Source organism: Cupriavidus sp. 2KB_3, from assembly GCF_052115685.1.
Lineage (GTDB): Bacteria > Pseudomonadota > Gammaproteobacteria > Burkholderiales > Burkholderiaceae > Cupriavidus > Cupriavidus campinensis.
In genome coordinates, this window is sequence record NZ_JBFRHD010000002.1 from 51198 (window position 1) to 75450 (window position 24253).

A 24253-nucleotide genomic window follows, 5' to 3' on the forward strand; every position below is an offset into this window, starting at 1 on the left:
TTTCCTTGATTTCCCGCTGCCCTCACTTCAGGAGCCAGACGTGAATGCCATTGCCCACCCCGCGCCGGAAGGCACACCCACCATGACTTCGGACATTGTCGACACCGACACCAAGGAGCAAACCCGCCGCCGGGCGGCGCAGCTGGCCGCACAGGAACGGGTGGCCGCCCGCCGCGAGGCGCTTGGCGCCATCGTGCGCCGGACGGTGCCGCCGCTGGTCGGCTTCGTCCTGTTCCTGCTGGTGTGGCACGGCATTGCCACGCTGATTCCGGCGCTTCCCACGCCGGGCGCCAGCTGGAACGCCGCCGTGCCGCTGTTCTCCGACCCGTTCTACCGCAATGGGCCGAACGACCAGGGCATCGGCTGGAACATCCTGGCCTCGCTGGCGCGCGTGGCGGCCGGCTTCGGGCTGGCGGCGGTGGTTGGCATTCCGGCGGGCTTCCTGCTGGGCCGCTTTGCGTTCCTGAACGCGATGGCGGCGCCGGTGATCAGCCTGCTGCGCCCGGTCTCGCCGCTGGCGTGGCTGCCGATCGGCCTGCTGCTGTTCAAGGCCGCCAACCCGGCCGCCATCTGGGCCATCTTCATCTGCTCGATCTGGCCGATGATCATCAACACGGCCGTCGGCGTGACGCGCGTGCCGCAGGACTACCTGAACGTGGCGCGCGTGCTCGACCTCTCCGAATGGAAGGTGTTCCGCAGCGTGCTGTTCCCGGCCGTGCTGCCCTACATGCTGACCGGCGTGCGGCTCTCGATCGGTACCGCGTGGCTGGTGATCGTGGCCGCCGAGATGCTCACGGGCGGCACCGGCATCGGCTTCTGGCTCTGGGACGAGTGGAACAACCTCAAGGTGGAGCACATCGTCATCGCCATCTTCATCATCGGCGTGGTGGGCCTGATCCTCGAGCACCTGCTGCTCGCGCTGGCCCGCCGCTTCAGCTACGGCAACAACTGACCGCCCCCGAAGGAGCCATCGCCATGGAAAAGTTTGTCAGCATCGAGAACGTGGGCCAGACCTTCAAGACGCGCAAGGGGCCGTTCGTGGCCCTGCGCGACATCAACCTGGGCATTGCCGAGGGCGAGTTCATCACGCTGATCGGGCATTCGGGCTGCGGCAAGTCCACGCTGCTGAACCTGATTGCCGGCCTGACCACGCCCACCACGGGCGCGCTGATCTGCGCCGGGCGCGAGATTGCCGGGCCGGGGCCGGAGCGCGCCGTGGTGTTCCAGAATCACTCGCTGCTGCCGTGGATGACGTGCTTCGAGAACGTCTACCTGGGCGTGGAGCGCGTGTTCGCCGCCACGGAGAGCCGCGCCCAGCTCAAGGCGCGCACCCAGGACACGCTGGCGCTGGTCGGCCTGACGCACGCCGAGAGCAAGTATCCACATGAGATCTCGGGCGGGATGAAGCAGCGCGTGGGCATCGCCCGGGCGCTGGCCATGTCGCCGAAGGTGCTGCTGATGGACGAGCCGTTCGGCGCGCTGGACGCGCTGACCCGCGCCCATCTGCAGGACGAATTGCTAAAGATCGTCGCCCGCACCCGCAGCACCGTGGTCATGGTCACGCACGATGTGGATGAAGCCGTGCTGCTGGCGGATCGCATCGTGATGATGACGAACGGCCCGGCGGCCACGGTGGGCGAGATCCTGGAGGTGGACCTCCCCCGCCCGCGCGACCGCGTGGCGCTGGCCGACGACAAGGCCTACCACGCCTGCCGCACCGCCGTGCTGGACTTCCTCTACCGCAAGCAGCGCAACCCGGCGCTGCGCGAGGCGGCCTGACCCCGGCGGGGGATGCGTGGGATAGCGGGCGTGGGCGAAGCCGCCCTGCTCCGCTATCATGAACGGCACAACGATCCACACCTCCCCTCCCGCCATGACATCTGCCACCCCGACCCTTCCGCCGTTCTCGGCCAGCAAGTACATCAAGGAGATTGGCCGCGGGGTCAATGGCGCCCGGGCGCTGCCCCGCGAGGACGCCCAGATGCTGTTCGATGCGATGCTGGCCGGCCGCGTCTCCGACATCGAGCTCGGGGCCGTGCTGATGGCCTACCGGATCAAGGGCGAGGCGCCGCACGAGCTGGCCGGCATGCTGGAAGCCGCCCACGGCCACTGCGCCCCGCTGGCGCCGCCGCCGGACAAGCCCGTGGTCGTCATCCCCAGCTACAACGGCGCGCGCAAGCAGCCGAACCTGGTGCCGCTGCTGGCGCTGCTGCTGGCGCGCGAGGGCGTGCCCACGCTGGTCCACGGCTCGCGCGAGTTCGACGGCCGGGTGACGAGCATGCAACTGTTCGAGGCCCTCGGCGTGCCGCTCTGCGCCACGCCGCAGGCCGCGCAGGACCAGCTGCGCGCCGCCGCCAATCCGCTGGCCGTGCTGCCGATCGATGTGCTGTCTCCAGCGCTTTCGCGCCTGCTCGACAAGCGCCCGATCATCGGCCTGCGCAATTCCTCGCACACCATCGTCAAGATGCTGCAACCGGTAGGCAGCCACACGCCGGCCGAGGCGCTACGGCTCTATAGCTACACCCATCCGGAATATCGCGAGACGCTGACTGACTACTTCTCCCACGAGCCCGCCAACGTGCTGCTGGCGCGCGGGACCGAAGGGGAAGTGGTGGCGGATGCCCGCCGCAGCAGCCGCATCGACTGGCTCCACGATGGCCATCAGCGGACGATGGTCGATCCGGCAAGCGGGTCGATTGGCGAGGTACCCGAGCTGCCGCCCGGCACCGACGTCGGCCTGACCGCCGCCTGGATCCGCAAGGTGCTCGATGGCGACGTGCCGGTGCCGGCGCCGATCGCCACGCAGGTGGCGACCATCCAGGACTGCCTGAAGCAGGCCACGCGCGTGGCCTGGGCCAGTCCGGTCTGACGACGCCTGTGGACGCTCAGGGCCGGCGCGGGGGCAGCGGAATCCGCTCGGTCTCGCCCGGCACGTGGGGGAACTCGTCGTTCTCCCAGCGGCGCGCGGCGTCGTCGATGTCTTCCTTGGTGCTCGCCACGAAATTCCAGTAGATGAAGCGATGGCCGTCGGTCGGATCACCGCCCAGCAGCATCACGCGTGCGGCGGTAGTAGCGGTCAGCGTGGCCGGCTCGCCCGGCACCAGCACGGCGAGGTGTTCCCCCGCCAGCGCCTCGCCATCGATCGTCACATCGCCTTCCACCGGATAGAGCCCGCGCTGCACATGCTCGGGCGGAATCACCAGCGTCGCGCCGGCTTCCATGTCGATGGCCACGTAGAGCGTGCGGCTATACACCCGCACCGGGGATTCCGCGCCGAAGGCATCGCCAGCAATCACGATCATCCGCACGCCGGGCAGTTCCAGCTTGGGCAGCGTGGCGCCGGGATGGTGGTGGAACGACGGCGGGTCCTTCTCATGCGCCTTCGGCAACGCCACCCAGGTCTGGATGCCGTGCAGCAGCGGGCCGGCCTGGCGCGCGGCGTCTGGCGAGCGCTCCGAGTGCGTGATGCCGATGCCGGCGGTCATCCAGTTCACGTCGCCGGGGCGAATCACCTGCTCGCTGCCCAGGCTGTCACGGTGCGTGATCTCGCCCTCGAACAGATACGTCACGGTCGCCAGGCCGATATGTGGATGTGGGCGCACATCCATGCCACTACCCGGCGGCATGGACACGGGACCGAGGTGATCGAAGAAGATAAAGGGGCCCACGGTCTGCGTGGCGGCGGCGGGCAGCAGGCGGCGGACCGTGAACTCGCCGATGTCCCGCACATGGGGCTTGAGCAAGTGTTCGATGGCAGACATGACAGGACTCCTGGCAATGGGATAACTGCGAGACAACAGTGAGATAACAGCGAAAAGCGGGGCTCCAGTGTAGCGAAATGCGCAATTCAGCATCCCGAAATCACGATGAAACCGATTGGGGCAAGTTCCCTCTAACCATGGTACGCGACGCTGGCGGCCCGCCAGCCCTTGCCAGACAAGGCGCGGACGTCGCACCGAGACCTATTACGCTATCCCAATAACAATATCCATTGGCCGGAACTATCAACCCTATAGACGCTCTAACTTAGCACTCGCCGAACCTGAGTGCTAATATGCGTTGCAGTGCGGTGTCTCTTCCGATTCTGGAATCGAGGCACGCCGGCAACCTACCGCCGGATGCGAAAGGAGCAATAAGCGTGACCGCAGTTCTGTCTGCCGACCAAACCAAGATTTCCGGCCGTCTGCCGATGGCCCCCCAGAATGCCGCCGCTGGCAGCCTCGCGCTCGCCTTCCCCGGCACACTGGGCAATCTGGATAGCTACATCCAGGCTATCCACCGTATTCCGCTGCTGACCGCCGAGGAAGAGCAGCGCCTCGCGCGGGAGCTGCGCGACCATGAATCCGTCGATGCCGCCCGCCGGCTGGTGATGTCCCACCTGCGTCTGGTGGTGTCCATCGCCCGCCAGTACCTGGGCTATGGCCTGCCGCATGCGGACCTGATCCAGGAAGGCAATATCGGCCTGATGAAGGCCGTGAAGCGCTTCGACCCCGATCAGGGCGTGCGTCTGGTGTCGTACGCCATGCACTGGATCAAGGCCGAAATCCATGAATACGTGCTGAAGAACTGGCGCATGGTCAAGGTGGCCACCACCAAGGCCCAGCGCAAGCTGTTCTTCAACCTGCGCAGCCACAAGACCGGCGCGCACACGTTCACGCCCGAGCAGGTGGAAGCCGTGGCGCGCGAGCTGAACGTGAAGCCCGAGGAAGTGATGGAGATGGAGACCCGCCTGTCGGGCGGCGACCTGGCGCTGGAAGGCCAGATCGACGACGGCGAGGAGGAATTCGCCCCCATCGCGTATCTGGCGGACAACCACAACGAGCCGACCCGCGTGCTCGAGGCCAAGCGCCAGGACCGCATGCAGGTGGAAGGGCTGGTCGAAGCGCTGGAGCGTCTGGACGCCCGCAGCCGCCGCATTATCGAGGCGCGCTGGCTGGACGTGAACGACGACGGCTCGGGCGGCGCCACGCTGCATGAGCTGGCCGACGAGTTCGGCGTCTCCGCCGAGCGCATCCGTCAGATCGAGGCGGCCGCGATGAAGAAGATGAAGGGTGCGCTGGCGGCTTTCGCCTGATCCTCCGCTCCCCGCAATGCAAGAGGGCCGGTCATGTTGACCGGCCCTTTTTTCGTCCTGCGCGCAGCTTACGACAGCAGCAGCTTCAGATCATGCGCGATCGGGTCCGGCCCCTGGCCGTGGCGCAGGAACAGGCGCAGCTGGCCGTTGGTATCGAAGACATAGCTGCCGGCCGAGTGATCCACGGTGTAGTTGTTCGGCGAGGTGCCCGGCACCTTGGCGTAGAAGACCTTGAAGTCCTTGGTCACCTTCTTCAGCGCTGCCTCGTCGGCCGGGCGCAGGCCCAGGAAGCGGGCGTCGAAGGCGGGCACGTACTGACCGAGCAACTCGCCGGTGTCGCGTTCCGGGTCCACGGTGACGAACAGCACCTGCACCTTGTCGGCGTCCGGGCCGAGCTTGTCCATCACCGCCTTCAGCTCGGCCATGGTGGTCGGGCAGACGTCCGGGCAGTGCGTGTAGCCAAAGAACATCACCACGTCCTTGCCCTTGAAGTCGGCCAGCGTGCGGGTCTTGCCGCTCGGGTCCAGCAGTGCGAAGTCCTTGCCGAACTCGGTAGCGCCCGAGATATCCACGTTCTTGAACGAGGGCTTGGGCTGTCCGCAGGCGGCCAGCAGGGCCGTGCAGAGCGCCAGCAGGCAGAGTCGGCGGAACTGGGCAAGGAGGGACGGTGAGCCGGGAAGAGTCATCGGGGGAGCGCGGTGGTCGGGAGAGGGTGCCCGGAAGTATCGCCGATCACATCGGCGCTGGCCTCCGGGCGCGGCAAGATGCCGCAGGCGGGCCATCAGACCTGCGGCACGAACTTGAAGTAGTGATCCACCAGCAGCGCCGCGAACAGCAGCGAGAGGTACAGGATCGAATAGCGGAAGGTGCGTTGCGCGAGCGCGTCCGAGTAGTTGCGGAACAGCTTCCAGGCGTAGCCGAGGAACACCAGTCCCAGGCCCAGCGCGGCGGCGAGGTAGATATAGCCGCTCATGCCATAGACGAACGGCAGCAGCGTGGCGGCGATCATCACCAGCGTGTACAGCAAGATGTGAAGCAACGTGTACTTTTCACCGTGTGTGATCGGCAGCATCGGCAGGCCGGACTTGGCGTAGTCGGCGCGACGGTACAGGGCCAGCGCCCAGAAGTGCGGCGGCGTCCACGTGAAGATGATCAGCACCAGGAACCACGCTTCGGCCGGCACGGTGCCGGCCACGGCGGCCCAGCCCAGCGCCGGCGGCATGGCACCCGACAGCCCGCCGATGACGATGTTCTGCGGCGTGGCCGGCTTGAGCAGGATCGTGTAGACCACCGCGTAGCCGAGGAAGGTGGCGAAGGTCAGCCACATCGTCAGGTCATTGGCGAACACGTGCAGCAGCCACATGCCGGCGCCACCGAGGATGCCCGAGAAGACCAGCGTCTGCGCGCTGGTGATCTCGCCCGTGGCGGAAGGCCGCCACGCGGTGCGGCGCATCATCGCGTCGATTTTCTGTTCGACCAGGCAGTTGATGGCGAACGCCGCGCCGGCCAGCAGCCAGATACCGGCGGCGCCGCCCAGCAGCACCGGCCACGGCACCATGCCGGGCGTGGCCAGGAACATGCCGATGACGGCACAGAACACGGCCAGTTGCGTGACGCGCGGCTTGGTCAGCGCGGCATATTGGCGAGCCAGGTGCCGAATACGGCCCACGGAGGAATGAGTTTGGGTAGCGGAGACCACGGGAGGCATCTTGTCCTTCATGTGGCGCGCGCGGCTGAGGCGGATTGAGCGGCGGCGCCGGCATAACGTGTCGCGAGGGTCGCGAGGCCGATATTGTAGTGGAGACGGAGTAACAGCATCAGCAACAGGGCCGCGCCGCCGTTGTGCGCCACCGCCGCGCCGAGCGGCCAGTCGAACACGATGTTGGACATGCCGGTGGCCAATTGCAGCGCCAGCACGGCCAACAGCCACGTGGCGTGGCGCGTCAGGCCCTCCAGCCGGCGCGCGCGCAGGCCGAACCAGGCCAGGAATCCGAGCACCACGAAGGCAAAGCCACGATGCACCCAGTGGATGGCCACCAGCGCCGCGTGCGGGATGTAGTCGCCATCGGCCGTCATGCCGAGCTGGCGCCAGAGCGTGAAGCCGTGGCGGAAGTCCATCTCGGGTACCAGCTGGCCGTTGCAGAGCGGGAAGTCGGTGCAGGCCAGCACCGCGTAGTTCGTGCTGACCCAGCCGCCGAGGAAGATCTGGGTCACCAGCAGCGCCAGCGCCACCCACGCCGCCCAGCGCAGCGAGGCCGCCTGCGGCGCCACCGGGTGCGGCGGGTCATTGCGCGAGCCGAGCACGATCAGCGACGACAGCAGCGCCATCGCCAGAAGCAGGTGGGTCACCACGATGATCGGCTGGAGCTTCATCGTCACGGTCAGCGCGCCGAACAAGCCCTGCACGCAGACCAGCACGAACACCCCCGTGGCGAACCACGGCGACTGCTTCAGCTCGCGCCGCTTGACCCACGCCAGCACCATCAGCGAGATGATCAGCACGCCGACCGCCATGGCGAAATAACGATGGATCATCTCGATCCACGCCTTGGCCAGCGTGACCGGGCCGCTCGGCAGCGCGGTCTCGGCGGCGCGGATCGGCTCCATGGCCGCGTGCGGGTTCGAATGGCCGTAGCAGCCGGGCCAGTCCGGGCAGCCCAGGCCGGAATCGGTCAGCCGGGTGAAGCTGCCGAACATGATCAGGTCCAGCGTGAGGAAGGCGGTGACCCAGACCAGCTTGCGGTACTTGTCGCGGCTGCCCCGCACCAGCACGTACGAGAGCGGCAGCAGGGCAATCAGGATGCCAATGATGGCGAGTTGGAGCAGCATCGCAAATCAGCCAATTCGGGAGAATTTGAGCAGCTTCTTCAGGTCGCTGCTGATCTGTTTCGGGTCCGGGTCTTTCGGCCAGCGCAGCATCAGGTTGCCGAGCGGGTCGACCAGGTACACGGTGTCTTCGGCCCCGGCGCCCGGCTCGGCCGGCAGCCACTGGCGCAGCGCGGCGGCGTCCATGCGCAGGAAGCGCACGCCCGCATAGGGTTCGTTGTAGGCGCTGGACAGCCGTTCGTCCACGGCACCGGTATCGGAAATCAGCCAGACCGGGGTAATGCGCTCGCGGTCCTGGCCCTGCCCCGCGCGGATCTGGCGCATCGTGAACAGCCGTTTGGCGCACGCCTCGTCGCAGGCGGACGGGGCGGCCATCACCATCAGCCATTTGCCGTGGAAGGACGCCAGCGGCACGGCCTCGCCGCGCTCGTTGGTCACATTGAGCGGCGGCATCGGGCGCAGCGGATCGACCAGCGTGCCGTAGTTGGTGCTGGCGCCGCTCGGCTTGACCACGTAGTAGGTGAAATACGAGAAGATGACCGGCGACGCGCAGACCAGCAGCAGCATCAGCATCTGCAGGCGGCCACGGCGCGTGCGCGCATCGATGCGGGTATCCGGCGTGGCCGTGGGGTCTTGCGATGGCATGGAGTTCGTCTGTACGTTCATCGTTCGGTTATCGGTTCGGCAGGGCGGTGTCCCGGCGCGCGCGGCGCCAGCCCAGCGCGGCCACCAGCACCACGGTCAGCGCGGCCAGGCCGAACCACTGGGCGGCGTAGCCGTAGTGGCGGTCTGCGCCGAGGTCGGCGGGCGCCCAATCGCGCGCAAGGCCATCGCCGGTATCGGTGGCCTGCTGCATCACCAACGGCAGCAGCGGCGCCCCGGTTTCCCGGGCGAACGCCGCCAAGTCTACATTCTGGCGGATCTTCTGCCCCGCTTCGGCCGCCGCGTCGTGCCCAAGGCTGTAGACGCGCGGGGCCGTGGCCAGCGCCGTGCCGTCCAGCGTCACATCGCCATCGGGCGTCGGGAACGGAGCGATCCGCGTGCGGTCCTGGGCGTCGCGCGGCAGCCATCCGCGCAGCACCAGCACGCTGGCGCCACCATCGGCCAGCTTCAGCGGCGTCAGCACCAGGAAGCCGGCGCGGCCGTCGGAGCCATTGCCGTGCGGGCGGTTGTCCAGCAGCACGGTGTGCGCGGCGTCGAAGCGGCCCCGGGCGCGCACGCGGCGGTCCGCCACCTGCGTGGCGTCGATGCGGGCCGTGTTCAGGTCCAGCGGCGCCTGCGCCGCCAGCGTGGCCAGCCGCGCGGCGCGGTCCACCTTCTCGTGGGCCCGGCGCAGTTGCCAGTTGCCGAGCGCACAGGTCACGGCAATCACGGCCAGCGCCGCCACCAGCGGCACCGCCCCCGGCGAGCGCCACAGGCTGCCCCGATCGCCCCGATCGCCCCGATTGCGGGTCGTCACGAATGGCCCCGCGAGGCCACGGTGCCATAATGGCCACTTTCGTGACCCGCAGCCCCCCTTCGCCCCAGCATGCGCTTCGTCATCATCGTCGCCTTCATCCTGATCATCGGCAGCCTGGCCTCCGCGCTGTTCTTCATGATGCGCGACCGTGGCCGCACGCCCAACATGATGCGCTCGCTGATGCTGCGCGTCGGCTTCTCGGTGGCGCTGTTCCTGTTCATCCTGTTCGCCAACTGGATGGGATGGATCCACAGCACCGGCATCCACATGTCGCCCTGAGCACTGCCAGACCCCAAAACAAAAAGCGCCGCGCGAGGATCGTCCTCCGCGGCGCTTCGTCTTGTACCGCAGGACCGCCGCAGCGGCCCGTTCCAGTTACAGCCAGTACACCACCACGTAGAGGCCGAGCCAGACCACGTCCACGAAGTGCCAGTACCAGGCGGCGCCTTCGAACGCGAAGTGGTGCTCCGGCGTGAAGTGACCGCGCAGTACGCGGCCCAGCACCACCGCCAGCATGATCGCGCCCATGGTCACGTGGAAGCCGTGGAAGCCGGTCAGCAGGAAGAACGTCGAACCATAGACCCCCGAGGTCAGCTTCAGGTTCAGTTCCGAGTAGGCGTGCATGTACTCGTAGACCTGCAGGCACATGAAGATGGCGCCGAGCAGGATGGTGAGCACCAGGCCCTGGATCAGCTGGCTGCGCTTGCCGGCCAGCAGCGCGTGGTGCGCCCAGGTCAGCGTGACGCCGGAGGTCAGCAGCAGTGCCGTGTTGATCGTGGGGATCGGCCACGGACCCATGGTCTGGAAGCTCTCCACCGTGCCCGCCGGGCCGATGTTGGGCCACACGGCCGCGAAGTCCGGCCAGATGATCTTGTTGTTCAGGTCGCCCAGCCACGGCATGGCGATGGTGCGGGCATAGAACAGTGCGCCGAAGAAGGCCGCGAAGAACATCACCTCGGAGAAGATGAACCAGCCCATCGACCAGCGGAACGAGACGTCGATGTTCTTGCCGTACAGGCCGCCTTCCGACTCGCGGATGGCGTCGCCGAACCAGCTCTTGAGCACGAACAGGAACCACAGCAGGCCGAAGCCGCACAGGAACGGGGCCCACGACTGGCCGTTGACCCAACCCGCGGCGCCCGCGCCGGTCATCAGCAGGCCGAAGGCCGCCGTGATGGGGTGGCGCGACGGGCCCGGTACAAAGTAGTACGGAGCATTTGCGCGATTCGCACTCATTCTTCTATCTCCAGCTCAGTGTCTCTGATTCGTTGTAGTTCCGCACCGCCGGCCGACCTCCCTGCCGGTGGTGTGCTCGTACTTCTCTTATTTTTTCGGGGACAGCTTCATCCCACCACGGTCTTCACGATGCCGATCAAGATCGCCACGAACAGCGCCGCGGCAATCAGCCCGGCGATGATCACGTGCACCGGGTTCAGCCGCGCCATGTCGGTCTCGTGCTCCGAGCCCTTGCGCAGGCCGATGAACGACCACAGCACCGCGCGCACCGTCTGCGCGAACGACGCCTTGCGCTGAAGCGGGTCATGCGGCTCTGGCGTCACGCCCATCTCAGCTCCCCTGTCCCGCCGGCGCCGCCGTCTGCGCTACCGGCGTGCCGATCTCGAAGAAGGTGTACGACAGCGTGATCGTCTTCACATCCTTGGGCAGGTTCGGATCGATCACGAACACCACCGGCATCTCGCGCGCCTCGCTGGCCTTGAGCGTCTGCTGCTTGAAGCAGAAGCACTCCACCTTCTTGAAGTACTCGGTGGCCTGCTTGGGCGCGTAGCTGGGGATGGCCTGCGCGGAAATATCGCGCGACTGCCCGTTGGCCACTTCGTAGACGATGGTCGTCAGCTCGCCCGGATGCACTTCCATCGAGGACTTCACCGGGCGGAACGCGAACGGCCCGCGCGCGTTGGAGTCGAACTCCACCGTGACCGTGCGGCTCTTGTCCACCTGGGTGTTCTTCAGCGAGCCGCCGTACAGATCGCGCGTGGTCACCACGTTGATGCCGGTGACCTCGCAGATCTTCTTGTACAGCGGCACCAGCGCGTAGCCGAAGCTGAACATCAGGCCCACCACCACCAGCAGCCGCAGCATCATGCCGCGGTTGAAGCGCCGCTCGAGTGCCCGGTCTTCCGCTTTCTGCTGCGCGTCCACGTCTATCTCCGCTCAACCGCCAAGGAAAACCATCTTGGCGAAGAATCCCAGGAAGAACACCACCACGATGGACAGCAGGATCAGGCCCAGCCGCCGGTTGGCGGCCCGTTGTGTTGCCTGGCGACCCTGGCTGTCCAGGCGCGGCGGGGTTTCCGGCTTCATGGCGTCAATCACTCAGCGCACCTGCGGCGGCTCTTCGAAGGTGTGGAACGGGGCCGGCGACGGCACGGTCCATTCCAGGCCCTCGGCGCCATCCCACGGCTTGTCACCGGCGGCCTGGCCGCCACGGTAGGACGGCAGCACCACGAAGAAGAAGAAATACACCTGCATCAGGCCGAAGCCCAGCGCGCCGATCGATGCAATCGCGTTGAAGTCCGTGAACTGGACCGCATAGTCCGCGTAGCGGCGCGGCATGCCGGCCAGGCCCAGGAAGTGCATCGGGAAGAAGGTCACGTTGAAGAAAATCAGCGAGCCCCAGAAGTGAATCTGGCCGCGCGTCTCGTTGTACATGAACCCGCTCCACTTCGGCCCCCAGTAGTAGAAGCCGGCGAATAGCGCGAACAGCGAACCGGCCACCAGCACATAGTGGAAGTGCGCCACGATGAAGTAGGTGTCCTGGATCTGGATGTCGATCGGGGCCACGGCCGGGATCAGGCCGGTGAAGCCGCCGATCGTGAACACGAAGATGAAGCCGATGGCGAACAGCATCGGCGTCTCGAAGGTCATCGAGCCGCGCCACATCGTGGCGATCCAGTTGAAGATCTTCACGGCCGTCGGCACCGCGATCAGCATCGTCGCGTACATGAAGAACAGCTGGCCGGTCACCGGCATGCCGGTGGTGAACATGTGGTGCGCCCAGACGATGAACGACAGGATGGCGATGGACGCCGTGGCGTACACCATCGAGCTGTAGCCGAACAGGCGCTTGCGCGCGAACGCCGGCACCACGTGCGAGATGATCCCGAACGCGGGCAGGATCATGATGTACACCTCGGGGTGGCCGAAGAACCAGAAGATGTGCTGGTACATCACCGGGTCGCCGCCGCCGGCGGCGGAGAAGAAGCTCGTGCCAAAGTGGCGGTCGGTCAGCACCATGGTGATGGCGCCAGCCAGCACCGGCATCACGGCGATCAGCAGGTAGGCGGTGATCAGCCAGGTCCAGCAGAACATCGGCATCTTCATCAGCGTCATGCCGGGGGCGCGCATGTTGAGGATGGTCACGATGATGTTGATCGAGCCCATGATCGACGAGGCGCCCATGATGTGCATGGCGAAGATAGCCATGTCCATGCCGGGGCCCATCTGCACCGAGAGCGGCGCGTAGAGCGTCCAGCCGGCGGCAGTGGCGCCGCCCGGGGCGAAGAACGAGCCAGCCAGCAGCAGCGCCGCCGGGGGCATCAGCCAGAAGCTGAAGTTGTTCATCCGCGCGAAGGCCATGTCCGAGGCGCCGATCTGGAGCGGGATCATCCAGTTCGCGAAGCCGACGAAGGCCGGCATGATCGCGCCGAACACCATGATCAGGCCGTGCATCGTGGTGAACTGGTTGAACAGCTCGGGGCGGAAGAACTGCAGGCCCGGCTCGAACAGCTCCAGGCGGATCAGCAGCGCCAGCACGCCGCCGGACAGCAGCATCGTGAACGAGAACAGCAGGTACAGCGTACCGATGTCCTTGTGGTTGGTGGCGAACAGCCAGCGGCGCCAGCCATGCGGGTGGTCGTGCGCATGATCGCCATGGCTGTGATCGCCGTGGCCATGATCATGGGCGTGGTCGTGCGGATGACCCAGCGTCTCCGGGGTAGCGGTACTCATCGCGTTGACTCCTGAATTCCTGTATGCGGTGCGGCTGCGGGTCAGCCTGCGACGCGGTTGCCCGCGAGGCTGGCCTGCTTGTCGGGGGAGGTGGCCGGGGCCGGGTCGGCCTTGGCCTTCGGCGCCGCGTCGGCGGTGCCCGCCGTCGGTGCGCCACCGCCTTCGGGGAACTTGCCCGCGCGGGCGTTCACGAAGTCGGCCGGCTGGATCACCTCGCCAGTCCGGTTACCCCACGCATTCCGGGTGTAGGTCATGGCCGCGGCCAGTTCCGTGTCGGAGAGCTGCTTCCAGGACGGCATGCCGCCGCGTCCTTCCAGCAGGATGTGCATCTGGTCGGCCTTCGGGCCGTTCACCACCTTGGAGCCGTCCAGCGCCGGGAACGCGCCGGCGCCCTTGCCGTTCGGCTGGTGGCAGACCGCGCAGTTCGACGCGTAGACCTTCTCCCCACGCACCTTCATCTCATCGAGCGTCCAGGTCTTGTTGGGATCGTCCGCCGCAGCGGCCAGCGCCTTCTTCTTCTCGTCGACCCACTTGGTGTAGTCGGCGTCCGAGACCACGCGCACGACGATCGGCATGAACGCGTGTTCCTTGCCGCACAGCTCGGCGCACTGGCCACGGTAGACGCCGATCTTCTCGGCGCGGAACCAGGTGTCGCGCACGAAGCCGGGAATCGCATCCTGCTTCACGCCGAAGGCCGGGATCATCCACGCGTGGATGACGTCGTTGGCCGTCGTGACGATGCGGATCTTCTTGTTGACCGGCACCACCAGCTCGTTGTCCACCTCCATCAGGTAGGTGTTCGACTTCGGCTGCTCGTTGTTGATCTGCTCGCGCGGCGTGGTCAGGGTGGAGACGAACGAGATGCCTTCGCCCTGCCCTTTCAGGTAGTCGTAGCCCCACTTCCACTGGTAGCCGGTGGCCTTGATGGTGATGTCGGAGTTGGTGGTGTCCTTCATCGCGACCACGGTCTTGGTGGCGGGGAGCGCCATCGCGATCACGATCAGGAACGGGACGATGGTCCACACCACTTCCACGGTAATGCTTTCGTGGAACGCGGCCGACTTGGCACCGCGGCTCTTGCGGTGCGTGAAGATGGAATAGAACATCACGCCGAACACGGCGATGAAAATCACCGTGCAGATGATGAGCATCATCCAGTTCAGCCAGTGAATCTGTTCGGCGATCTTTGTAACGGGTTCGGTCAGGTTCAGCTGTCGGACGGCCGGGCCGCCTGGCATATCACTGACCGCGGAGGCCGCCTGGCTGGCAAGCAGGGACGCACCTGCCAGACATGCTGCGGATGCCTTCTTCCACATTTTCATTGTTTATCTACCCAATTTACAGATTCAAATCTGTCCCCGCCGTGCCCTGCCTCCCTTCCTCTCAGAAGCAATGCAGGACCGCTGCGAGTTCCTGCGCGAACTTGCGCCGCCGTATCGGGTCCAGATGACACCCCACCCGCACGACGCGCTTGTCCGACCGCAGAACCACGAGCGCCCGGAACGATTCACCCAGTTCCACCCGCACCCATCGCGGGTTGAATACCTCACGCGTGACCCGACTGGCGCTGGCTGTCTCCACGACCAGCATGCCGTCGGTCACACTCACGCGTTCATAATCCGTCGCATGGCGCGCGTACGCCAGCAGGGCAATCCCCAGCCCGAGCAGCTCGAGCCCCGCAAAAGGCAGCACGAGCCAGGCCCCATGCCACGCGGCAAGGAACACCGCAATGGCAGCGGAAATACATACGATGGAGAAGTAGAACCAGCCGACCTGGCGTGGGGAGAGCGAGCAATTCCGCTTCATCAGCCAGTCGTTGCTCGGCAAGGGGGGACGTCCGTCGTGATTTCCGCCGGAGTCAACTCCTGCCGTCTGGAATGCGATACCCAAGTCTTGCATCGCCCAACCACTCTGCATCGGATGCACACCCGGGACGAATGGCGCGCCCGGGCACACGTGCGGAGTGCATTCCGGGGGCGTTCTTGTGCCAGGGGACCACTGCGACAAACTGGCGCATTATATGGCGCTTCGCATACTCGAACAAGGGAGGATTTGACCGGAGGGCTTGCCTAGTTCAAGTTTTTGTGCATGGCTGCAACAGCCCCGATAGTCAACACAATCGGTGCGCGCGCATTGTTGCGCGACGGTCCGAGCGCCCTTCCGCGCGGTGTGTCAGCGGCGTGGCGAAGCCCGCCCGATCTTGTCGATCGGCACCACCGCGCGGCCCTGATCGTCGGTAGCCTGCCGGCCGCGCGGCGCCAGCTTCCATGCATGGCCGTAGACAATCTCGAAGGTCAGCGGAATCACGCCATCGCTGTTGCGCTGGCGCTCCAGCGCGTCCAGCACGGCGCGATGCCAGCGGCGCCCGCGCAGCCCCGCCGGGCCCGGGCGCCGGAAGCCGCCGAAGGCCTGCACCTCGCGCAGCAGCGTCTCGGGGGACTCGTAGGTGATGGTCAGCGTCTCCATGTCCATCACGGGCGTGGACCAGCCGCTGTGCACCAGCATGTCGCCGATGTCATGCATGTCGACGAAGCGGAGCGTGTGCGCATCGAGGTCCACCTCGCCGAAGGCCGTGCGCAACTCACGCAGCGTGTCCGGGCCGAACAGCGAGAACAGCACCAGGCCCTCGTCGGCCGTCACGCGATGCCACTCCGGGAACACGCGATGCGGCTCGGGATGCCAGTGCAGCGCGAGGTTGGACCAGAGCAGATCGAAGCTGGCGCCGCCAAACGGCAGTGTGGCAAGATCGCCCTGCACCAGGTCGAACATCGGACGCTTGCCGAGCATGCGGCCGATCCAGCCCGGGCGGCGCTGCGGATCGCGCTGGCCGGCTTCGCGCAGCATCGCGCCGGAAATATCGAGGCCGGCGATCTGCGCATCGGGAAACCGCGCGCGCAAACCCGCCAGGCCCTGCCCGTGGCCGCAGCCGATATCGAGCGCGCGCCGGGGCGCGAGCCGGATCACCTCCATGCGCTCCTGCATGCGCCGGCCGATCTCGCCGAGCAGGAAATCCAGCTGGCCGAAGGCGGTGCTGCGGCGGTCGAAGGCAAGCCGGGTCAGCCGCGCGGGCGGCAACCAGGCATCGGGAGAATCAGCGGCATGCAAGGACACGGACAATCGGAACCAGTGTGGAGCGGTCGGACAGGACCGCGAGGATCGCAAGTATACGCGCGCGCCGCCGGGGCTGCCGGGCGCTGGCTCGGCGGGCTGCTGCCGTCCCTGCTCCCCTCCGCCTGCGCCATTTGCGCCGATATGCAGCGCGATGTGGTCTGTGCCGCCTGCGCCGGATCGCTGCTGGCGGCGCGGCCCCGCTGCCAGCGGTGCGCCAGTCCGGCCACCGGCCATTGCCCGGCCTGCGTGCCTGACGATCCGCTCGATGCCACCGTGACGCTGGCCGACTATGCCGAGCCGCTCGATCGCCTGATCCTGCGGCTGAAGTTCGGCGCCGCATTGCCCGTGGCGGGATGGATCGCCGCGCAGCTTGCCGAACGCCTGCGCGCCCTGCCCGACCTGCCCGATCTCATCGTCCCCGTGCCGCTTGCGCCGCAACGGCTGGCCTCGCGCGGCTTCAACCAGGCGTGGGAGATTGCCCGCCCACTGGCCCGGCGGCTCGGCGTACGCGCCGATGCCACGCTGCTCACCCGCCGCCGCGACACCGCCGCGCAGCTGACGCTGGACCTGCCCGCCCGCCAGGCCAACCTGCGCGATGCCTTCGCCCTGGCCCGCCCGATGCGGCTCGACGGGCTCCACATCGCCCTGATCGATGATGTGATGACGACAGGCGCCACTTTGCGTGCCGCCGCCGCCGTCCTCAAGGCCCACGGCGCCCGGCGCGTGACCGCCCTGCCTGCGCTGCGGACCCCGTAAAAAGTCACGGGATGACAGCCACCCCCTGGCGCGGTAAGCTCGGGGCCGATTTTCCAGCCATTGCGCCATGTTCAACGTCGTCCTCGTCGAGCCCGAAATTCCGCCGAATACCGGCAATGTGATCCGCCTGTGCGCCAACACGGGGGCGCAGCTGCACCTCGTCAAGCCGCTCGGATTTCCGCTCGAGGACGCCCGCATGCGCCGCGCGGGCCTGGACTATCACGAATACGCGACGATGCGCGTGCACGAAAACTGGGACGCCCTGATGGCGGCTGAGCAGCCCGATCCGGCCCGCATGTTCGCCCTGACCACGCACGGCTCCACGCCGTTCGGGCAGGTCAGCTTCCGTCCCGGGGACTGGTTTGTGTTCGGATCGGAGACCCGTGGCCTGGCGCCCGAGCGGCGCGAGTGGTTTCCGGCCACCCAGCGCATCCGGCTGCCGATGCGGCCGGACAACCGCAGCCTGAATCTCTCCAATACCGTGGCGGTGGTGGTGTTCGAGGCCTGGCGCCAGAACGGCTTCGCAGGCGGCGCCTGACAGCAGAAGAACGCCTGGCGGCTTGGGGCGGCGCCTAGCCCTCGGGCTGCACGCCCGCCGCGCGGATCACCTTGGCCCAGCGCGCCGTCTCGGTGGCGATGGTCTGGCGCAGCGAGGCCGGCGCGGTACCGGCCGCCACGAAATACTGGGCGCGCATCTTCTCGCGCACGTCGGCGCTGCTGATGATCGTTACGAGTTCCCGGTACAGCCGGTCGATCACCGGCGCCGGCGTACCCGCTGGCGCCAGCACGGCCTGCCACGAGATGGCCTCGAAGCCCGGATACCCCGATTCGGCCACGGTCGGCACCTGCGGCAGCAACCCGGTACGCCCGGTGGAGGTCACGGCGAGCAGGCGCAGCTTGCCGGCGGTCACCATCGGCATGGCAATCGCGGGCACCATGAAGCCGGCCTGCACCTGCCCGCCGACGATCGCGGTAGTGATCTGCGGAAACCCCTGATACGGCACGTGCTGCAGGTCGATACCGGCCATGGCCTTGAGCTGCTCCATGGCCAGATGCGCCGCACTCCCGTTGCCCACCGACCCATAGTTCAGCGCGCCCGGCCGGGCCTTGGCCAACGCGACGAAGTCGGCCAGCGTGTGCACTGGCAGCCGCGCATCGACAACCAGCACATTCGGCGAGGTAGCCACCAGCGTCACCGGCGCCAGTTGCCGCACCGGGTCGTAGCCAAGATGGCGATAGAGCGCCGGCGCCGTGACAAGCGGGCCGTTGATCGTAAACAGCAGCGTACTGCCGTCCGGCGCGGCCTTGGCGACCATGCCGGTGCCGATATTGCCGCCCGCACCGGGCCGGTTCTCCACCACCACCGGCTGGCCCAGCGCCACGGCCAGCTTCTCCGTGACGATCCGGGCGATCAGGTCTGGCGAGGAGCCCGCCGGGAACGGCACGATCATGCGGATGGGGCGCGACGGCCACGTCTCGGCCAGCGCGGGCGCGGCGCCGAGGCATAGCGTGGAAAGCGTGGCGATCATCGCCCCGAGGGCTTGGCGGCGGCTAGGCATCGTTGCTTGCGTTATTCGTCCCGCGCGTCGCGCTGGAGCAGTTGCGCCACGGCGTCGGCGGCGGACAGACCCTCGAACAGCACCGCGCAGACCGCGCGCGTAATCGGCATTTCCACGCCGTGCCGGGCGGCCAGCGCCGCCACCGCCTGGGCGCAGCGCACCCCTTCGGCTACGTGGCCGAGGTCGGCGAGCACCTGCTCGAGTGTCTTGCCACCGGCCAGTTGCTGGCCGACCTTGCGGTTGCGCGAGAGGTCGCCGGTGGCGGTCAGGATCAGGTCGCCCATGCCGGCGAGGCCCATGAACGTCTCCACGCGGCCGCCAAGCGCCAGCCCGAGCCGCGTCATTTCGGCCAGCCCGCGCGTGACCAGCGCGGCGCGCGCGTTGAGCCCCAGGCCCAGGCCATCGCTGGCGCCGGTGGCAATCGCCAGCACATTCTTCACCGCGCCGCCCACCTCCACGCCGATCAGGTCGTCGCTGCCGTAGATCCGCATGGCGTGGTGATGGAACGCCGCCTGGGCCCGGTCCGCCAGCGCATGGGACGTGCCCGCCACGGTCAGCGCACATGGCAGCCCCTGGGCTACCTCCTTCGCAAAGCTCGGCCCGGTGAGCACGCCATATTCGATCTGGCCCGGCGCCACGCCGAGTGCATCGAGTTCCTCGCGCACCATCTGGTGCGGCATGGCGTGGGTGTCAGCCTCGAAGCCCTTGCAGAGCCAGAGCATGGCCAGCGGCGCCGGCCGGCCGGCATGGCGCGCGGCCAGCCGGCGCGTCATCTCGCGCAGGCCGGAAACCGGCGTGGCCACCACCAGCAGCCCGTCCGGGTCTGCCAGTGCGTGATCCACGGCGGTATCGAAATCGGCTTCGCAGGCCAGGCGCGGGGATAACGCCACCCCGGGCAGGTAGGCCGCGTTCATGCCGGTTTGCGCGATATCGGCCAGTTGCGCGGCATCGCGGCCCCAGAGCACCACGTCGTGCACGGTGGCCGCGTGGCTGGCCAGGGCGGTGCCCCAGGCCCCGGCGCCGAGGAAGGTCAGTTTCATGGCGATTCTGGCGGAATGGCGGATAACGTCAGTATGGCGGGGGAAATCAAAACGGGGCCGAAGCCCCGTTTTAAGTCGCCCGTTCTGCTTGGCACCCTGAGGCGCCGGCAAAACGAAGCGAAGCGGTTCTGGCTAGGCGCGCGGCCGCAGACAGTACAAGTGGTACGGCAAGGCCGCGCAACGACGCCAGAATCGTTTTGCTGGTGCCTCAGTGGCGCGCTTGCGAACCATCAGGCATCACGATGCCCGACTCGCCGCCCTGCTGGCCAGCTTCTTCCATGGCCTGCTGCAGGCGTTGCTCGTACAGCGCCTGGAAGTTGATTTCCGACAGGTGAATCGCCTGGAAGCCGGCGCGCGTGATCACGTCGGCCACGTTGCCGCGCAGGTACGGGTACAGGATGGTCGGGCAGGCGATGCCCAGCAGCGGGTCCAGCTGCTCCACCGGCACGTTGCGGATGTCGAAGATGCCGGCCTGGTGGGCTTCCACCAGGAACGCTACCTTGTCCTGCACCTTGGTGGTCACCGTGCCGGTCACCACGACTTCGAAAATGCCTTCCTGCAGTTGCGCGGCGGCCACGTTGACCTGCACTTCCACGGCCGGCGCTTCCGACTCGAGGAAGATGGCCGGCGAGTTCGGCTGCTCCAGCGACATGTCCTTCAGGTACACGCGCTGGATGTTGAAGAAGGGCTGATCGTCCTGCTGGGTGGCTTGTTGCTCGTCGCTCATGAAAGGCTTCCCGGTTGAATCGGTTTGGAATCGATTTTTGGTCTCTGCCGGGCGCGGGGCCCGGCTGGAAAGCGCATATGGTACATGACGCCGATGGCGAATTCACCCGCTCGCCGCCGAATCAGAATCGTCTCAGATATCCGATGGTCGGCGGGCGGGCGGGCACGCGCCGGATCAGGCGGCCAGCAGCGGCACGAGGCCGCCCTGGCGGTCCAGCGCGGAGAGGTCGTCGAAGCCACCCACATGGGTCTCGTCGATATAGATCTGTGGCACGGTGCGGCGGCCGGTGCGCGACATCATTTCCTCGCGCTTGCCCGGTTCGCGGTCGATCAGGATCTTTTCGATCGCTTCGACACCCCGTTGCTTCAGCAGCCGTTCGGCCATCTGGCAATAGGGGCACACCACCGTGCTGTACATGACGACGCGGGCCATGCGGATTCTCCTTGTCTTAAAAATGCGGCGGCGCGGTCCGCCCCGGGCGGTACCGCGCCGCTTCGCTGCTGTGAAATGGGGCTGTCGCGCTTACTTGACGACCGGCAGGCCGGCCTGTTGCCAGGCCGTCATGCCACCTTCGAGCGCGTAGACCTCACTGTACCCGGCTTCCTTCAACGCTGCTTGGGCCTTGCCCGAGCGCTGGCCGGTCTGGCAGATCACGATGATGGGGACGGATTTGTCGCGGGCCAGGCCGCTGGCACGCGACGGCAGGTCGGCAAGTGGCGCACTCTTCGCTTGCGGCATGTGACCTTTGGCGAACTCGGCGGCGTCGCGGATGTCCACGACCACCGCATTGCGCCGGTTGATCAGCTGCGTGGCGGCCGCCGTATTGAGGCGCTTGCCGCCCGTGCCGCTCTTGATCTGGGGCCAGGCCAGCAGGCCGCCGGAGACCACGGCGATGGCGATCAGGGCCAGGTTGTTGTAATCGGCGAAGAAATTCACAATGGCATTCCGTTGGGTTGGGTCGGCGGCATTATAAAATACGCGGTTTCGCGCCCCCGTCATTATTTGCGGGCGGGCGCCGCAGGTCACTTACTACCCTGGAAGCAGCATGTACAAGCTCGTTCTCATCCGCCACGGCGAATCCACGTGGAATCTCGAAAACCGCTTCACCGGCTGGGTCGATGTCGACCTGACCGAAACCGGCGCCGCCCAGGCCAGGCAGGCCGGCAAGCTGCTCAAGGAAGCGGGCTATGGCTTCGACATCGCCTACACCTCGGTGCTCAAGCGCGCCATCCGCACGCTCTGGTACGTGCAGGACGAAATGGACGAAATGTGGATTCCGGTGCGCAACGAATGGCGCCTGAACGAACGCCACTACGGCGCGCTGTCGGGCCTGAACAAGGCCGAGACCGCCGCCAAGTACGGCGACGAGCAGGTCCTGGTCTGGCGCCGCAGCTACGACACCCCGCCGCCCGCGCTGCAACCGGACGATGAACGCGCCGCGTTCAACGACCCGCGTTATGCCAACGTGCCGCGCGACCAGGTGCCGCTGACCGAATGCCTCAAGGACACCGTGGCCCGTGTGTTGCCGCTGTGGAACGAATCGATCGCTCCCGACATCCAATCGGGCAAGCGCGTGGTGATTGCCGCCCATGGCAACAGCATCCGCGCGCTGGTGAAGTACCTCGACCAGATTTCGGATGACGACATCGTCGGCCTCAACATTCCCAATGGCATCCCGCTCGTCTACGAACTGGACGCCAACCTGCGCCCGCTGCGCCATTACTACCTGGGCGACCAGGAAGCCCTGGCCGCCTCGCTGGCGGCCGTGGCCAACCAGGGCAAGGCCCGCTGACGACAGGCCGCAGCCCGCGCCCGCCCCGGTCTGGTCCGGGTAGGCGCGGGCGGGTTGCCGATGGCCATGTGTGACCGCGCCCACCCGGCGCGCAAGCCCCCGCAGGCCTTTTTCTGCGCACCCTCTTATACTGTCGGACAAATCCGGCGCCGCCGGCCTGAAGGCCAGGCACCCGGATCGCCCCCTAGCCAATCCTCATACTGTTCAGGCTGCCCCACATGCGTAAGACGCTCAAGAACATTAGCCTAGTCTCGGTCGGCGTCGTTGCCGGCGTGCTGGCCACGCTGCAGATCTCGGCGACGGCCCAGAACTCGTCCGGCCCCCTGCCGCTCGACCAGCTCCGGCTGATGTCCGACATCTTCGGCCAGATCAAGCGCGAGTACGTGGAGCCGGTGGATGACAAGAAGCTGCTGACCGAAGCCATCAAGGGCATGGTCGCCAGCCTCGACCCGCACTCGGCCTACCTGGACGAGAAGGACTTCAAGGAACTGCAGGAAGGCACGCGCGGCCGCTTTGCCGGCCTGGGGATCGAAATCTCGCAGGAAGAAGGCCTGGTCAAGGTCATCAACCCGATCGAGGACACCCCTGCCTTCCGCGCCGGCATCCAGCCGGGCGACCTGATCACCCGCATCGACGACAAGCCCGTGCGCGGCCTGCCGCTGGAGCAGGCGGTCAAGCGCATGCGCGGCGAGCCCGGCACCAAGGTCACGCTGACGATCTACCGCAAGAGCGAGGAACGCACGTTCCCGGTCTCGATCACGCGCGCGGAGATCCGCGTGCAGTCGGTCAAGACCAAGATGCTGGACAACAACACCATCGGCTGGATCCGCCTGACGAGCTTCCAGGAGCGCACGGTGTCCGACCTGGGCCGCCGCCTGCGCGAGATGGCCGAGAAGAACCCGGGCCTCAAGGGCGTGATCCTGGATCTGCGCAACAACGGGGGCGGCGTGCTGCAGGGCGCGGTAGGCGTGGCCGCGGCGTTCCTGCCCGAAGATGCCACCGTGGTCTCGACCAACGGCCAGGTGCCCGATGCCAAGCGCGTCTACAAGGCCACCTTCAACAACTACCGCCTCTCGTCGCTCGAGGACGATCCGCTCAAGGACCTGCCGTCGCTGTTCAAGAAGATTCCGATGATCGTGCTGACGAACGCCTACTCGGCCTCGGCATCGGAAATCGTGGCCGGCGCGCTCCAGGATCACCATCGCGCCACGCTGATGGGCAAGACCACGTTCGGCAAGGGTTCGGTGCAGACCGTGCGCCCGCTGACCAATGACACCGGCATCAAGCTGACCATCGCGTACTACTACACGCCGACGGGCAAGTCGATCCAGGCCAAGGGTATCCGTCCGGACATCCCGGTCGACCAGAACCCCGAGGGCGATCCGGACGACGCGCTGATCACGCGCGAAATCGACACCGAGCGCCACCTGCACAACAAGCAGGAGTCGGAAGAGCCGGAAATGAACGCGCGCGAGCAGCGCCGGGTGGACGAACTGCGCCGTCTCGAGGAAGAAAACGCCAAGAAGACGCCGGAGGAACGCGAGAAGGATCGCCGCAAGAAGCCGGTGGAATTCGGCTCGGCCGACGACTTCATGCTCCAGCAGGCCATCGCCCAGCTCAATGGCAAGCCGGTGCAGCGGTCGAAGTCGCGGCTCGAGGCGTCGCAGGCCGCCGGCAAGCCGGATACCGACTCGGACAAGGGCAAGACCAAGCCGACCGCCGACAAGGCTGCGGCGAAGCCCGCCGCCAAGCCGGCTGACAAGGCCCCGGCCAAGCCCGCCAGCCAGCCGCCGGCCAGCGCGCCGATTGGCGAGCCGCTGGGCACGCCGACCGGCAAGGCGCGCTGACGCGCTGAAACCCGGAGGTCCGACGACGGCCCGCGGTGCTCACCGACGGGCCGTCGTTGTTTCCAGCGCATGACATCGCACGACCGCACCCTC

At 67.0% G+C, this 24253-nt stretch carries 28 protein-coding genes; 9 read left to right on the forward strand and 19 right to left on the reverse strand.

Going from position 1 to position 24253, the window contains the following annotated elements:
- Window positions 1–40: 40 nt before the first annotated feature.
- The 3 genes from ntrB to ybiB all read left to right on the forward strand — a co-directional run bounded on the left by ntrB (window position 41) and on the right by ybiB (window position 2869).
- A complete protein-coding gene (gene ntrB, locus AB4120_RS02005) occupies window positions 41–952 on the forward strand; it encodes a nitrate ABC transporter permease (protein WP_262389491.1) in 912 nt (303 codons plus the stop codon).
- 23 nt (window positions 953–975) lie between these two features.
- Window positions 976–1779, forward strand: a complete 804-nt coding sequence (locus AB4120_RS02010; RefSeq protein ID WP_149136791.1) for an ABC transporter ATP-binding protein — start codon at window positions 976–978, stop codon at window positions 1777–1779.
- A gap of 94 nt (window positions 1780–1873) precedes the next feature.
- Entirely contained in the window at window positions 1874–2869 is a 996-nt protein-coding gene (ybiB, locus tag AB4120_RS02015) for a DNA-binding protein YbiB (RefSeq protein WP_149136792.1), read from the forward strand.
- 16 nt (window positions 2870–2885) lie between these two features.
- Here the strand turns inward: ybiB and AB4120_RS02020 are convergent, their stop codons facing one another.
- Window positions 2886–3761: a pirin family protein gene (locus AB4120_RS02020; protein ID WP_149136793.1), complete on the reverse strand. Its 876-nt coding sequence runs from the start codon at window positions 3759–3761 to the stop codon at window positions 2886–2888.
- 428 nt (window positions 3762–4189) lie between these two features.
- Between AB4120_RS02020 and rpoH the strand changes: the two genes are divergently transcribed.
- The gene (rpoH, locus tag AB4120_RS02025; RefSeq protein ID WP_441641839.1) at window positions 4190–5074 is read left to right on the forward strand and encodes an RNA polymerase sigma factor RpoH; all 885 of its coding nucleotides are present in this window, start codon (window positions 4190–4192) and stop codon (window positions 5072–5074) included.
- Window positions 5075–5142: 68 nt separating this feature from the next.
- On the opposite strand, the gene AB4120_RS02030 is transcribed toward rpoH, so the two are convergent.
- The 5 genes from AB4120_RS02030 to AB4120_RS02050 all read right to left on the reverse strand — a co-directional run bounded on the left by AB4120_RS02030 (window position 5143) and on the right by AB4120_RS02050 (window position 9359).
- Entirely contained in the window at window positions 5143–5760 is a 618-nt protein-coding gene (locus AB4120_RS02030) for an SCO family protein (protein WP_441641803.1), read from the reverse strand.
- Between the two features lie 95 nt (window positions 5761–5855).
- Window positions 5856–6782 carry a heme o synthase gene (gene cyoE, locus AB4120_RS02035; RefSeq protein WP_187645188.1) on the reverse strand — a complete coding sequence of 309 codons (927 nt, stop codon included), beginning with the start codon at window positions 6780–6782 and terminating at the stop codon, window positions 5856–5858.
- A gap of 8 nt (window positions 6783–6790) precedes the next feature.
- Window positions 6791–7903, reverse strand: a complete 1113-nt coding sequence (locus AB4120_RS02040) for a COX15/CtaA family protein (RefSeq protein ID WP_149136796.1) — start codon at window positions 7901–7903, stop codon at window positions 6791–6793.
- A 6-nt stretch (window positions 7904–7909) separates the two neighbouring features.
- On the reverse strand, window positions 7910–8566 hold the full coding sequence (locus AB4120_RS02045; RefSeq protein WP_149136797.1) for an SCO family protein: 657 nt from the start codon (window positions 8564–8566) through the stop codon (window positions 7910–7912).
- A gap of 7 nt (window positions 8567–8573) precedes the next feature.
- Window positions 8574–9359: an SURF1 family protein gene (locus AB4120_RS02050; protein ID WP_187645088.1), complete on the reverse strand. Its 786-nt coding sequence runs from the start codon at window positions 9357–9359 to the stop codon at window positions 8574–8576.
- A gap of 69 nt (window positions 9360–9428) precedes the next feature.
- On the opposite strand from AB4120_RS02050, the gene AB4120_RS02055 reads away from it, so the two are divergent.
- Window positions 9429–9638, forward strand: a complete 210-nt coding sequence (locus AB4120_RS02055; RefSeq protein ID WP_092291634.1) for a twin transmembrane helix small protein — start codon at window positions 9429–9431, stop codon at window positions 9636–9638.
- A 96-nt stretch (window positions 9639–9734) separates the two neighbouring features.
- Here AB4120_RS02055 and AB4120_RS02060 read toward each other — a convergent pair whose 3' ends face one another.
- The 8 genes from AB4120_RS02060 to AB4120_RS02095 form a co-directional block, all read right to left on the reverse strand.
- Window positions 9735–10595 (reverse strand): cytochrome c oxidase subunit 3, encoded by an 861-nt coding sequence (locus tag AB4120_RS02060; protein ID WP_149136798.1) that lies wholly within the window; start codon window positions 10593–10595, stop codon window positions 9735–9737.
- Window positions 10596–10702: 107 nt separating this feature from the next.
- A complete protein-coding gene (locus AB4120_RS02065; RefSeq protein ID WP_144198955.1) occupies window positions 10703–10924 on the reverse strand; it encodes a DUF2970 domain-containing protein in 222 nt (73 codons plus the stop codon).
- 1 nt (window position 10925) lies between these two features.
- Window positions 10926–11519: a cytochrome c oxidase assembly protein gene (locus AB4120_RS02070; RefSeq protein WP_149136799.1), complete on the reverse strand. Its 594-nt coding sequence runs from the start codon at window positions 11517–11519 to the stop codon at window positions 10926–10928.
- Between the two features lie 12 nt (window positions 11520–11531).
- Window positions 11532–11681: a cytochrome oxidase small assembly protein gene (locus AB4120_RS02075; RefSeq protein WP_222944716.1), complete on the reverse strand. Its 150-nt coding sequence runs from the start codon at window positions 11679–11681 to the stop codon at window positions 11532–11534.
- Between the two features lie 12 nt (window positions 11682–11693).
- Entirely contained in the window at window positions 11694–13328 is a 1635-nt protein-coding gene (gene ctaD / locus AB4120_RS02080) for a cytochrome c oxidase subunit I (protein WP_144198959.1), read from the reverse strand.
- A gap of 41 nt (window positions 13329–13369) precedes the next feature.
- A complete protein-coding gene (gene coxB / locus AB4120_RS02085; protein WP_149136800.1) occupies window positions 13370–14650 on the reverse strand; it encodes a cytochrome c oxidase subunit II in 1281 nt (426 codons plus the stop codon).
- 61 nt (window positions 14651–14711) lie between these two features.
- Window positions 14712–15227, reverse strand: a complete 516-nt coding sequence (locus AB4120_RS02090; protein WP_149136801.1) for a DUF2244 domain-containing protein — start codon at window positions 15225–15227, stop codon at window positions 14712–14714.
- 273 nt (window positions 15228–15500) lie between these two features.
- On the reverse strand, window positions 15501–16439 hold the full coding sequence (locus AB4120_RS02095) for a methyltransferase domain-containing protein (protein WP_144198963.1): 939 nt from the start codon (window positions 16437–16439) through the stop codon (window positions 15501–15503).
- A 141-nt stretch (window positions 16440–16580) separates the two neighbouring features.
- On the opposite strand from AB4120_RS02095, the gene AB4120_RS02100 reads away from it, so the two are divergent.
- Together AB4120_RS02100 and trmL are read left to right on the forward strand one after the other, a co-directional pair.
- A complete protein-coding gene (locus AB4120_RS02100; RefSeq protein ID WP_244844952.1) occupies window positions 16581–17195 on the forward strand; it encodes a ComF family protein in 615 nt (204 codons plus the stop codon).
- Between the two features lie 67 nt (window positions 17196–17262).
- Window positions 17263–17733 carry a tRNA (uridine(34)/cytosine(34)/5-carboxymethylaminomethyluridine(34)-2'-O)-methyltransferase TrmL gene (gene trmL, locus AB4120_RS02105; protein WP_149136802.1) on the forward strand — a complete coding sequence of 157 codons (471 nt, stop codon included), beginning with the start codon at window positions 17263–17265 and terminating at the stop codon, window positions 17731–17733.
- Window positions 17734–17767: 34 nt separating this feature from the next.
- On the opposite strand, the gene AB4120_RS02110 is transcribed toward trmL, so the two are convergent.
- The 5 genes from AB4120_RS02110 to AB4120_RS02130 form a co-directional block, all read right to left on the reverse strand.
- A complete protein-coding gene (locus AB4120_RS02110) occupies window positions 17768–18754 on the reverse strand; it encodes a Bug family tripartite tricarboxylate transporter substrate binding protein (protein WP_149136803.1) in 987 nt (328 codons plus the stop codon).
- An 11-nt stretch (window positions 18755–18765) separates the two neighbouring features.
- The gene (locus tag AB4120_RS02115) at window positions 18766–19794 is read right to left on the reverse strand and encodes an NAD(P)H-dependent glycerol-3-phosphate dehydrogenase (protein WP_144198969.1); all 1029 of its coding nucleotides are present in this window, start codon (window positions 19792–19794) and stop codon (window positions 18766–18768) included.
- A gap of 208 nt (window positions 19795–20002) precedes the next feature.
- Entirely contained in the window at window positions 20003–20521 is a 519-nt protein-coding gene (gene secB, locus AB4120_RS02120) for a protein-export chaperone SecB (RefSeq protein WP_092291614.1), read from the reverse strand.
- Between the two features lie 174 nt (window positions 20522–20695).
- Window positions 20696–20953 (reverse strand): glutaredoxin 3, encoded by a 258-nt coding sequence (gene grxC / locus AB4120_RS02125; protein ID WP_149136804.1) that lies wholly within the window; start codon window positions 20951–20953, stop codon window positions 20696–20698.
- Window positions 20954–21043: 90 nt separating this feature from the next.
- Window positions 21044–21457: a rhodanese-like domain-containing protein gene (locus AB4120_RS02130; RefSeq protein WP_144198973.1), complete on the reverse strand. Its 414-nt coding sequence runs from the start codon at window positions 21455–21457 to the stop codon at window positions 21044–21046.
- Between the two features lie 109 nt (window positions 21458–21566).
- On the opposite strand from AB4120_RS02130, the gene gpmA reads away from it, so the two are divergent.
- A complete protein-coding gene (gene gpmA, locus AB4120_RS02135; RefSeq protein ID WP_149136805.1) occupies window positions 21567–22313 on the forward strand; it encodes a 2,3-diphosphoglycerate-dependent phosphoglycerate mutase in 747 nt (248 codons plus the stop codon).
- A gap of 218 nt (window positions 22314–22531) precedes the next feature.
- A complete protein-coding gene (locus AB4120_RS02140; RefSeq protein WP_149136806.1) occupies window positions 22532–24160 on the forward strand; it encodes a S41 family peptidase in 1629 nt (542 codons plus the stop codon).
- Window positions 24161–24253: the final 93 nt, after the last annotated feature.

Excerpts from the sequence above, each read along its gene's own strand:
- AB4120_RS02060 (WP_149136798.1), bottom strand. The coding sequence starts at position 10,595 with ATGAGTGCGAATCGCGCAAATGCTCCGTACTACTTTGTACCGGGCCCG.
- AB4120_RS02110 (WP_149136803.1), bottom strand. The coding sequence starts at position 18,754 with ATGCCTAGCCGCCGCCAAGCCCTCGGGGCGATGATCGCCACGCTTTCC.
- secB (WP_092291614.1), bottom strand. The coding sequence starts at position 20,521 with ATGAGCGACGAGCAACAAGCCACCCAGCAGGACGATCAGCCCTTCTTC.
- AB4120_RS02075 (WP_222944716.1), bottom strand. The coding sequence starts at position 11,681 with ATGAAGCCGGAAACCCCGCCGCGCCTGGACAGCCAGGGTCGCCAGGCA.
- AB4120_RS02055 (WP_092291634.1), top strand. The coding sequence starts at position 9,429 with ATGCGCTTCGTCATCATCGTCGCCTTCATCCTGATCATCGGCAGCCTG.
- AB4120_RS02140 (WP_149136806.1), top strand. The coding sequence starts at position 22,532 with ATGCGTAAGACGCTCAAGAACATTAGCCTAGTCTCGGTCGGCGTCGTT.
- AB4120_RS02090 (WP_149136801.1), bottom strand. The coding sequence starts at position 15,227 with ATGCAAGACTTGGGTATCGCATTCCAGACGGCAGGAGTTGACTCCGGC.
- AB4120_RS02020 (WP_149136793.1), bottom strand. The coding sequence starts at position 3,761 with ATGTCTGCCATCGAACACTTGCTCAAGCCCCATGTGCGGGACATCGGC.
- AB4120_RS02115 (WP_144198969.1), bottom strand. The coding sequence starts at position 19,794 with ATGAAACTGACCTTCCTCGGCGCCGGGGCCTGGGGCACCGCCCTGGCC.
- AB4120_RS02045 (WP_149136797.1), bottom strand. The coding sequence starts at position 8,566 with ATGAACGTACAGACGAACTCCATGCCATCGCAAGACCCCACGGCCACG.
- AB4120_RS02065 (WP_144198955.1), bottom strand. The coding sequence starts at position 10,924 with ATGGGCGTGACGCCAGAGCCGCATGACCCGCTTCAGCGCAAGGCGTCG.
- AB4120_RS02010 (WP_149136791.1), top strand. The coding sequence starts at position 976 with ATGGAAAAGTTTGTCAGCATCGAGAACGTGGGCCAGACCTTCAAGACG.
- ctaD (WP_144198959.1), bottom strand. The coding sequence starts at position 13,328 with ATGAGTACCGCTACCCCGGAGACGCTGGGTCATCCGCACGACCACGCC.
- coxB (WP_149136800.1), bottom strand. The coding sequence starts at position 14,650 with ATGAAAATGTGGAAGAAGGCATCCGCAGCATGTCTGGCAGGTGCGTCC.
- cyoE (WP_187645188.1), bottom strand. The coding sequence starts at position 6,782 with ATGCCTCCCGTGGTCTCCGCTACCCAAACTCATTCCTCCGTGGGCCGT.
- AB4120_RS02030 (WP_441641803.1), bottom strand. The coding sequence starts at position 5,760 with ATGACTCTTCCCGGCTCACCGTCCCTCCTTGCCCAGTTCCGCCGACTC.
- ybiB (WP_149136792.1), top strand. The coding sequence starts at position 1,874 with ATGACATCTGCCACCCCGACCCTTCCGCCGTTCTCGGCCAGCAAGTAC.
- trmL (WP_149136802.1), top strand. The coding sequence starts at position 17,263 with ATGTTCAACGTCGTCCTCGTCGAGCCCGAAATTCCGCCGAATACCGGC.
- AB4120_RS02040 (WP_149136796.1), bottom strand. The coding sequence starts at position 7,903 with ATGCTGCTCCAACTCGCCATCATTGGCATCCTGATTGCCCTGCTGCCG.
- AB4120_RS02100 (WP_244844952.1), top strand. The coding sequence starts at position 16,581 with ATGCAGCGCGATGTGGTCTGTGCCGCCTGCGCCGGATCGCTGCTGGCG.
- grxC (WP_149136804.1), bottom strand. The coding sequence starts at position 20,953 with ATGGCCCGCGTCGTCATGTACAGCACGGTGGTGTGCCCCTATTGCCAG.
- gpmA (WP_149136805.1), top strand. The coding sequence starts at position 21,567 with ATGTACAAGCTCGTTCTCATCCGCCACGGCGAATCCACGTGGAATCTC.
- rpoH (WP_441641839.1), top strand. The coding sequence starts at position 4,190 with ATGGCCCCCCAGAATGCCGCCGCTGGCAGCCTCGCGCTCGCCTTCCCC.